The 10,051-nt window shown below is 32.6% G+C and carries 6 protein-coding genes (1 of these 6 running past the window's edge); 5 read left to right on the forward strand and 1 reads right to left on the reverse strand.

Annotation, left to right across the window (positions count from 1 at the left end):
• Nucleotides 1–22: 22 nt before the first annotated feature.
• Nucleotides 23–1,165: an acyl-CoA dehydrogenase gene (locus ACJJVY_RS07210; protein WP_405611611.1), complete on the forward strand. Its 1,143-nt coding sequence runs from the start codon at nucleotides 23–25 to the stop codon at nucleotides 1,163–1,165.
• Nucleotides 1,166–1,345: 180 nt separating this feature from the next.
• Here ACJJVY_RS07210 and ACJJVY_RS07215 read toward each other — a convergent pair whose 3' ends face one another.
• Nucleotides 1,346–2,128 carry a tRNA pseudouridine(38-40) synthase TruA gene (locus tag ACJJVY_RS07215; RefSeq protein ID WP_405606380.1) on the reverse strand — a complete coding sequence of 261 codons (783 nt, stop codon included), beginning with the start codon at nucleotides 2,126–2,128 and terminating at the stop codon, nucleotides 1,346–1,348.
• Nucleotides 2,129–2,402: 274 nt separating this feature from the next.
• On the opposite strand from ACJJVY_RS07215, the gene ACJJVY_RS07220 reads away from it, so the two are divergent.
• The 4 genes from ACJJVY_RS07220 to ACJJVY_RS07235 all read left to right on the forward strand — a co-directional run.
• Entirely contained in the window at nucleotides 2,403–3,410 is a 1,008-nt protein-coding gene (locus ACJJVY_RS07220; RefSeq protein ID WP_405606382.1) for an outer membrane beta-barrel protein, read from the forward strand.
• 31 nt (nucleotides 3,411–3,441) lie between these two features.
• Entirely contained in the window at nucleotides 3,442–4,740 is a 1,299-nt protein-coding gene (locus tag ACJJVY_RS07225; protein WP_405606384.1) for an ammonium transporter, read from the forward strand.
• Nucleotides 4,741–4,987: 247 nt separating this feature from the next.
• Nucleotides 4,988–9,499, forward strand: a complete 4,512-nt coding sequence (gltB, locus tag ACJJVY_RS07230) for a glutamate synthase large subunit (protein ID WP_405606386.1) — start codon at nucleotides 4,988–4,990, stop codon at nucleotides 9,497–9,499.
• Nucleotides 9,500–9,503: 4 nt separating this feature from the next.
• Nucleotides 9,504–10,051, forward strand: partial view of a glutamate synthase subunit beta gene (locus tag ACJJVY_RS07235; protein WP_405606388.1) — the 5' end (the start) only. Its footprint extends 916 nt past the window's final position; the window shows 548 of its 1,464 coding nt (coding positions 1–548); it begins with the start codon at nucleotides 9,504–9,506; its stop codon lies beyond the right edge, outside the window.

A 10,051-nucleotide genomic window follows, 5' to 3' on the forward strand; every position in this document is an offset into this window, starting at 1 on the left:
GAATATAATAAAAAACATGATTATGGATTTTAGTTTAACAGAAGAACACATCATGATACGTGATGCTGCAAGAGATTTTGCACAAACAGAATTACTGCCAGGTGTAATAGAAAGAGACAACAAACAAGAATTCCCTAATGAATTGGTAAAAAAAATGGGTGATTTAGGTTTTTTAGGAATCATGGTAGACCCAAAATATGGAGGAAGTGGCATGGATACAATTTCTTACATATTAATAATGGAAGAACTCTCTAAAATTGATGCTTCTGCTTCAGTTATTGTTTCTGTTAACAATTCACTAGTATGTTATGGCTTAGAAGCTTTTGGCTCTAAAGAACAAAAAGAAAAATATTTAACAAAATTAACTACTGGCGAATATCTTGGTGCATTTTGTTTAAGCGAACCAGAAGCTGGTTCAGACGCTACATCACAAGCTACAACTGCAGAAGACAAAGGAGATTATTACTTGATTAATGGTACCAAAAACTGGATAACAAATGGCGGACGTGCAGATGTATATTTAGTAATTGCACAAACAGACAAAAACAAAGGACATAAAGGGATTAATGTTTTTATTGTAGAAAAAGGCACAGAAGGTTTTCATATCGGACCAAAGGAAGATAAATTAGGTATTAGAGGTAGCGATACACATACATTACAATTTAATGATGTAAAAGTCCCTAAAGAAAATAGAATTGGAGAAAATGGTTTTGGTTTTAAATTTGCTATGAAAACACTTTCTGGTGGTAGAATTGGTATTGCAGCACAAGCATTAGGTATTGCTTCTGGCGCATATGAGCTAGCTTTAAAATATTCTAAAGAGCGTAAATCTTTTGGAACAGAAATATGCAACCATCAAGCTATTGCGTTTAAACTAGCGGACATGTATACAGAAATAGAAGCTGCAAGAATGTTAGTTACAAAAGCTGCTTGGGACAAAGATCAAGACAAAAACTACGATACTTCTAGTGCTATGGCTAAATTATACGCATCTAAAATAGCAATGGAACAAACAGTAGAAGCTGTTCAAATCCATGGTGGAAATGGTTTTGTAAAAGAATACCATGTAGAGCGCTTAATGCGAGATGCTAAAATTACACAAATTTACGAAGGAACATCAGAAATTCAAAAAATAGTAATCTCTCGGGCACTTATAAAAGATTAAAACCCCTCATATATAAAAAGTTATAAATCTACATTTATATTCAAGGTAGTTTTATAACTTTAGAGTAGTCTTCTGGTTTGGGCTTGGAGTTTATTTTGAGAGTAGTCAAAAGTCACTCGCTTTTTGTCAAAACAAAAAGATTTCAAACAATTGCTATAATCCTTTATGAAAGCCTACCAATTATAGTTCTAACTCAATATCAAATAATTGTAAACCAGAAGAAGGCGCATTGTTTCTCATAAACTGCCTATCATTGTCTTCTTTTAAAGATGCTTTTATAAAATCTAAATCTAAATTCCCTTTTCCTACTTCAAACAATGTTGCCATCATCAGTCTAATTTGATAACGTAAAAAACCTTTACCCTTCACTTTAAATATATAAGATTTTTCAGGAAAAAAACTTGCTGTTAAAATATCATTCTCTACAATCTCACAAGAATTAATTATCCTTTTAAAAATGGTATTCTCAGAAGGTTTTGTACAATATTTATGAAAATAATGTTCACCCTCAAACAAATTTGCGGCTTTCATCATCAATTCAATATCAAGATTTTCAGCTACATTAACTAAAAACGGAGCTGCAAAAGGGTGATTTTTTTCTCCAAAAGAAAAGTAATAATGATATTCTTTAATTTTTGGAGCATTTATAACATTAAACCCTCTATCTACTTTCCTTATAGATAAAGCTCTAAAATCTGGAGAAAAATTAGAGTTTAAAGATTTAATAAAAGCTTCTTCATCTACCAATTTCTCGGTAAACAGCTGTATATAATAAGTATTTGCAGAAACTTTAGCATCTGTTCTACCAACACCAATAGTCTTATAATTATCCTCTTTAAAAACAAAAGACAAGGTTTTATCAACCATATCATGCAGAGTTTTAGCATTTTTCTGTTTTTGCCAACCAGAAAACCTAAAACCTAAAAACTGTATGCAAACTACATAAGAAATTGAATATTTCATGAGGACAAATGTACGATAATTACATTTTTTTTTACAAATGCCTCATTTTTATGGATATCTCAATATTTTATACTTCTTTTTTACGAACCTAACATTTATTACCCCACATGAATAAAAAAATATAGTTATCTCAACGAAACCCCTGTTTTTTTGAGGGGATATGTTATAAAAATGTTAATTTTTTAAAAAAGAGATATTGATAATATAAAATAAATATATACTTTTGACTCAATTCAATTAATAAAAAACACTTAACATTAAAAGAACAATCATTATGAAAAAAATCATTTTTGCTTTATTATTTGCAAGTAGCTTTATAGCAACTGCACAAGAAGAAGAGAAAAAATTAACTATTAGCGGTAGCGTAGACACTTATTTTCAAACTTATTTAAGTGCACCAGATAATGCTGCTCCTTCTTACGGAACTGCATTTGCAAGTAAATCAGGATTTGCATTAGGTATGGGGAATATTATTGCTAGTTACGAAGGAGAAAATGCTGGGGCAGTTTTAGACTTAGTTGTAGGACCTAAAGGTGCTGGAGCAACTTTTAATTCTGATATAGTTGATGGAATTGTTAACCAAGCTTATATTTATTGGAATGTATCTGATAAAACTACTTTAACTTTTGGTAGATGGAATACGTTTTTAGGTTATGAAGTTATCTCTCCTGCAGCAAACTTTAACTACAGTACTTCTTATTTATTTTCTAGTGGACCTTTTTCTCACATGGGTTTAAAAGCAGATTTTACTTTATCTGATGATGTTAGCTTAATGTTAGCAGTAACCAACCCTTGGGATACAAATGACACTTCTATGACAGGAGAATATGCTTTTGGAGCTCAATTAGGTTTATACGGACAATACTTTAACTTATATTATGATAATGGATCTAACGGTGGTTTAGGTTTTGAATTCGATTATACAGGAGGTTTTGATGTAACTGACACTTTCTTTTTAGGAATAAATGCTGCATATAACGATAATGATGGTTCTGGTTTTTACGGAGCTGCTTTATATCCTCAATTAGCAACTTCAGATAGCTTTTCACTAGGTTTAAGAGCTGAGGCTTATGGTTTCCATGGAGATGGAGATGATTTAGCAAGTGTATTTGCTACAACTTTAACTGGTAGTTATACTATTGATAACTTAATCATTAAACCTGAAATCAGATTAGACTCTTGGTCTAACTATGATGGTTCTTTTGGTAATTTTATTGATAGTGACGGAGCTGCTACTGATAAATTATCATCTTTTGCAATAGCTGCTATCTACTCTTTCTAACAAGAATACTAACTAAAATTATATAATAAAAATGAGTTTATTTTTAACATTATTTCAAGACGCAACAGAAGTTTCAAAAGCTGTTGAACAAATTAATGGAGACATGGGTATGCTGTGGATGCTTATTGCAGGTATCTTAGTATTCTTAATGCAAGCAGGTTTTACATTGGTAGAATCTGGTATGACAAGGTCTAAAAATGCAGTTAACATTGCAATGAAAAATTTACTAGACATTTGTGTAGGTTCTCTTACTTTCTGGCTAGTGGGTTACTCTTTAATGTACGGAGACACTTCTAACGGATGGTTCTTTTGGAGTGGATTATTCCAAGGAGAAGGAGCAGATTTATTCTTCCAAACAATGTTTGCTGCAACAACTGCAACAATTGTTTCTGGTGCAATAGCAGGTAGAACAAAATATACAACTTACATTATCTTTTCTTTAATAATGACTGCAATTATTTACCCAATCTCTGGTGGATGGGAATGGAACGGTGGTTGGTTAAACGACACAGAAGGTATTATGCCTGCTGAGTTTATCGACTTTGCTGGTTCATCAATTGTACACTCTGTAGGTGGATGGGCTGCTTTAGTTGCTGCTTATATGGTAGGTCCTAGAATTGGAAAATTTGTAGACGGAAAAGTTTTACCTATTCCTGGTCACAACCAAATATTAGCTACTTTAGGTGTATTTATCCTTTGGTTTGGATGGTTTGGTTTTAACGGTGGATCTCAATTAGCTTGGGGTGGAGATGACGCTACTGCTGCTTCTAACGTAGTATTAATTACAAATTTAGCTGCAGCTGCAGGTGGATTAGGTGCATTAATTACAACTTGGATCTGGTACGGTAAACCTAATTTAGGACAAACTTTAAACGGAACATTAGCTGGTTTAGTAAGTATTACTGCTGGTTGTGGTAACATGACAGCAGGTGGAGCTGTACTTGCTGGTTTAGTAGGTGGTATTCTTGTAGTATTTGCAATTGAATTTATCGAAAAGAAATTAAAAATTGATGATGCAATTGGTGCTGCTTCTGTACACGGTGTTGCTGGTGCATGGGGTACTTTAGTTATTGGTCTTTGGGGTGTAGATGGTGATACTGCTATTGGTTTATTTAATGGTGGTGGAGCTGCTCAATTAGGAGCTCAAGCAATTGGAGTTCTTGCTTATGCTGTTTGGGCTGCAGGTTTATCTTTTATCGTATTAGCTATCTTAAAAGCAACGATGGGATTACGTGTAACTAAAGAAGTAGAAATCGAAGGATTAGATGTTCACGAACATGGTTCTATTGCTTACCCTGGTGTAAGAGTAAGAGAATTCGATGACAAATAAATTTAAAAAATTAGTTTAGTAATTCTATTTTTAATTACTAAATAACACCTATAAATACCTGTAAATTTAAATATTTACAGGTATTTTTTATTTTTTAACATTTTCTTAATAAAAAAAGAATTCATTAAAATAAGTTAATTATTTTTAAGGTTTTTTTACATTCATCATAAAAATTATATTAAATTCTTACAAACACCATTTTTTTCTCAATAAAAAATATAAATTAGCCAATATAATTGAACATAATATGGAGAAACAAGGATTATATTTACCAGAGTTTGAACACGAAAATTGCGGTGCTGGTTTTATCTGTAATTTGAATGGTGATAAGACAAATCAAATTATACATGATGCATTAGAAATTCTAGTAAAACTAGAACATAGAGGTGGTGTTAGTGCAGATGGAAAAACAGGTGATGGTGCAGGTTTATTAATAGATATACCTCATGATTATTTTACCCGAGTATGTAGTTTTCCTTTGCCAGGTCAAAGAGAATATGCGGTCGGGATGGTTTTTCTTCCAAAAGTATCTAATCAATATAACTTTTGTAAAACTACCTTCGAAAAAGAAGTAGAAAATCAAGGACTTACTATTTTAGGATGGAGAGTTGTTCCTGTTGACTCTTCTCAGTTAGGAGAAATAGCCTTAGCCTCAGAACCAAATATAGAGCAACTTTTTGTTGGTAAAACAGACGAAATAGACGAAGCTACTTTTAAAGCTAAATTATATGCTGCAAGAAAAATAGCAGAACATACTATTAGAAAATCTAAAATTTCTGAAAGCAATTACTTTTATATTCCTAGTTTATCTATAACTACCATTATATATAAAGGTATAATTATGCCCGAAGATATTGGGCCTTACTATAAAGACTTACAAGAAATAGATTTAGTAACACGTTTGGCATTAGTACACCAACGTTTTTCTACCAATACAATGCCAACTTGGGAGTTAGCGCAACCTTTTAGACATATGTGTCAAAATGGTGAAATCAATACTTTAAGAGGTAACGTAAGTAGAATGAGGGTTCGAGAAGAAATCATGAAAAGTGATGTTTTTGGTCCACAAATAGATAAATTATTTCCAATAATTTTACCGGGAAAATCAGATTCTGCTTCTATGGATATGGTGGTAGAATTATTAACCCATACAGGTAGATCATTACCAGAAATTATGATGATGATGATACCAGAAGCTTGGGAAAAACATGCAACAATGTCTAAAGAGCGTAAAGCTTTTTATGAATATAATGCATGTATTATGGAGCCTTGGGATGGACCTGCATCTGTACCATTTACAGACGGAGATTATATTGGAGCACTATTAGATAGAAATGGTTTAAGACCATCTAGATATACAGTTACAAAAAGTGGTAAATTAATTATGTCTTCAGAAATTGGCGTAGTTGATGTGGAACCAGAAGATGTAAAAGAACACGGAAGGTTAGAACCAGGAAAAATGTTCTTGGTAGATATGAATGAAGGAAGAATCATTCAGGATCAAGAAATAAAAAGTAAAATTGTTTCAGAAAGACCTTACCAAGAATGGTTAGACAAGACTCGTTTACACTTAAAGGATGTTCCTTATACAGAAGAAACGTGCCCAATAGAAACTATAGATATAAAAACGCGTCAACGTTTATTTAATTATACTTTTGAAGACATTCAAGAAGTAATTACACCAATGGCACAAGTTGGTAAAGAAGCTTTAGGTTCTATGGGAATAGATACTCCTTTGGCTGTTTTATCAGACAGACCTCAATTAATATCAAACTACTTTAAACAATTATTTGCACAAGTTACAAATCCTCCTTTGGATGGAATTCGTGAAAATATTGTAACTGATATCAGTTTAAATTTAGGAAAAGACAGAAATATTTTTAGCATAACACATAGACAATGTAGAAAGTTAAAAATTCAAAATCCAGTAATTTCTAATGCCGATTTAGAAAAAATTAGATCTATTGGTATAGAAAGTTTTAAAGCAGAAACTATTGCCATTTTATATCCAAAAGCACAAGGTTTAAATGGTTTAGAAGACGCTTTAGACAATATAATTATAGAAGTAGAAAAAGCATTAGAAAAGAAAAATAACATCATTATTCTTTCTGATAGAGGTGCTAATGAAGAGTTTGCGCCAATACCAGCATTATTAGCTTGTTCTTTTGTAAATCATCAATTAAATCGTTTACGCAAGCGTTCTCATTTCGATATTATTATTGAATCTGCAGAGCCTCGTGAACCACATCATTTTGCCACTTTATTTGGATATGGAGCAAGTGCCATAAACCCTTATATGGTAAATGAAATTATTAGAATGCAAGTTAAAGAAGGCTTCATTACTGGTATGGATGAACAAAAAGCGGTAGATAATTTTAACAAAGCAATTGGAAAAGGGATTTTAAAAGTAATGAACAAAATAGGAATCTCAACATTACACTCTTATAGAGGTTCTCAAATTTTTGAAATAGTAGGATTTAATTCTCAATTTGTACAAAAATATTTCCCATATACTGCTTCTAGAATAGAAGGTATTGGATTGTATGAAATTGAAAAAGAAATTGATCAACGTTACAAACAAGCGTATCCAGATAAAAATATCGATAAAAATTTAAGTTTAAATATTGGTGGAGATTATAGATGGAGAAGAAATGGTGAACGTCATTTATTTAACCCAACAACTGTAGCAAAATTACAACAAGCTGTAAGATTAAGTGATCAAGCTAGTTATGATGTATATGCGAAAACCATCAACGAACAGTCAGAAAGTTTAATGACAATTCGTGGTTTGTTCGAGTTTGACAATTTAGACCCTATTCCTTTAGAAGAAGTAGAACCTTGGACAGATATCGTTAAGCGATTTAAAACAGGTGCTATGTCTTACGGATCTATTTCTAGAGAAGCTCATGAAAACTTAGCTATTGCGATGAATAGAATTGGAGGTAAATCTAATTCTGGTGAAGGTGGTGAAGATAGAAAACGTTTTCAAAAAGATATAAATGGTGATAGTAGAAATTCTGCTATTAAACAAGTAGCATCTGGTAGATTTGGGGTAACTTCTCATTATTTATCAAATGCAAGAGAAATTCAAATAAAAATGGCTCAAGGAGCCAAACCTGGTGAAGGTGGTCAATTACCTGGGTATAAAGTATTACCTTGGATTGCTTCGGCAAGAAACTCAACTCCTTTTGTTGGATTGATTTCTCCGCCTCCACATCACGATATTTATTCTATTGAAGATTTAGCTCAATTAATTTTCGATTTAAAAAACGCCAATCGTGAAGCTAGAATTAATGTAAAATTAGTTTCAGAAGTTGGTGTAGGTACCATTGCTGCTGGTGTTGCAAAAGCAAAAGCAGATGTAGTATTAATATCTGGTTATGATGGTGGTACAGGGGCTTCTCCTCTAACCTCCTTAAAACATGCTGGTTTACCATGGGAACTTGGTTTAGCAGAAGCGCAACAAACTTTAGTTTTAAATGATTTAAGAAGTAGAATTGTTGTAGAATGTGATGGTCAATTAAAAACTGGTAGAGATGTTGCTATTGCAGCTTTATTAGGTGCAGAAGAGTTTGGTTTTGCAACGGCTCCTCTTGTTGCTTCTGGTTGTATTATGATGCGTAAATGTCATTTAAATACATGTCCAGTAGGTATTGCAACACAAGATAAAGAATTACGTAAAAACTTTAAAGGTACACCAGAACATGTAATTAACTTCTTCTTCTATATTGCAGAAGAGTTGAGACAAATTATGGCACAACTTGGTTTTAGAACCTTAGCTGAAATGGTAGGGCAAACTCACAAAATAAATGCAAATAAAGCAATCAAACATTATAAAGCTAAAGGTTTAGATTTATCTAGTATTTTACACAGACCTACAGCTTATAGAAGTATGATTGTTAAAAATACAGAAAGTCAAGATCATAATTTAGACGAAGTTTTAGACTTTACTATATTGAAAGATTCTCACAGAGCTTTATATAGAAAAGAAAAAATGAACTTAGCCTACCCTATTAACAATACAAATCGTACAGTTGGTGCAATTGTTAGTAACGAGATTTCTAAAATATATGGTCATTTAGGCTTACCTGAAGATACATTAAACATTAATTTTACCGGTTCTGCAGGGCAAAGTTTTGGAGCCTTTGGTGCTTTTGGATTAACGTTTACTTTAGAAGGTAATTCTAACGATTATTTAGGAAAAGGTTTATCCGGAGCTAAATTAATCATCAAAAAACCTGCTAAAGCAGATTTCTTAGCAGAAAACAATATTATTGTGGGTAATGTATGTTTATTTGGTGCCGTAAATGGACAAGCATATATTAACGGAATTGCAGGTGAACGTTTTGCAGTTCGTAACTCTGGTGCAACAACAGTTGTAGAAGGTGTTGGAGATCATTGTTGTGAATATATGACAGGTGGTAAAGTAGTTGTTTTAGGTAAAACAGGTAGAAACTTCGCTGCAGGTATGAGTGGAGGAATCGCTTATGTTTATGATCCTGAAAACATGTTTGTAAACGGGTTATGTAATACAGAAACAATAGAATTTGAAATACCTTCTGATGAAGATAGTGCAGACTTAAAAGCGACTATAGAAAAACACGTTTTATATACTGATAGTAAAAAAGGAACTGAGTTATTAGCCGATTGGGACACAAGTTTAAAAAACTTTGTAAAAGTAATGCCAACCGAATACAAACGCGCTTTAGAGCGTTTAGAAACAGAAGAACCAATGTTTGAAGAATTAACAATAGCATAATGTCATGGGAAAAGTAACAGGATTTAAAGAATTTGAAAGACAAGATGAAACCTACATTTCTGTAAAAGATCGTGTAAAAGATTATAAAGAATTTACAGTTCCTTTATCTGATAAAGAAATAACAGAACAAGGTTCTCGTTGTATGGATTGTGGTATTCCTTTTTGTCATAGTGGTTGCCCGTTAGGAAATCTAATTCCAGATTTCAATCATATGGTACACCAAGGCGAATGGCAAAAAGCTTCATGGTTATTGCATTCTACAAATAACTTTCCAGAATTTACAGGTCGCTTATGCCCTGCTCCATGCGAAAAAGCATGTGTATTAGGTATTATAGAAGATCCTATTTCAATAGAAAATATAGAAAAAAATATTGTAGAACGTGCTTTTAAAGAGGGGTGGATAAAACCACAACCTCCAAAAACAAGAACCGGTAAAACTATTGCTGTTGTGGGTTCTGGTCCTGCTGGTTTAGCTGCTGCACAACAATTAAATAGAGCTGGTCATATAGTAACAGTTTTTGAAAGAGATGATGAAGTAGGTGGTTTATTACG

It is taken from the genome of Polaribacter sp. Asnod1-A03, assembly GCF_045063585.1.
Lineage (GTDB): Bacteria > Bacteroidota > Bacteroidia > Flavobacteriales > Flavobacteriaceae > Polaribacter.

What these genes read in the sequence shown, in the direction of transcription:
- ACJJVY_RS07215 (WP_405606380.1), bottom strand. Translation starts at nt 2,128, where the DNA reads ATGAAATATTCAATTTCTTATGTAGTTTGCATACAGTTTTTAGGTTTT.
- ACJJVY_RS07225 (WP_405606384.1), top strand. Translation starts at nt 3,442, where the DNA reads ATGAGTTTATTTTTAACATTATTTCAAGACGCAACAGAAGTTTCAAAA.
- gltB (WP_405606386.1), top strand. Translation starts at nt 4,988, where the DNA reads ATGGAGAAACAAGGATTATATTTACCAGAGTTTGAACACGAAAATTGC.
- ACJJVY_RS07210 (WP_405611611.1), top strand. Translation starts at nt 23, where the DNA reads ATGGATTTTAGTTTAACAGAAGAACACATCATGATACGTGATGCTGCA.
- ACJJVY_RS07220 (WP_405606382.1), top strand. Translation starts at nt 2,403, where the DNA reads ATGAAAAAAATCATTTTTGCTTTATTATTTGCAAGTAGCTTTATAGCA.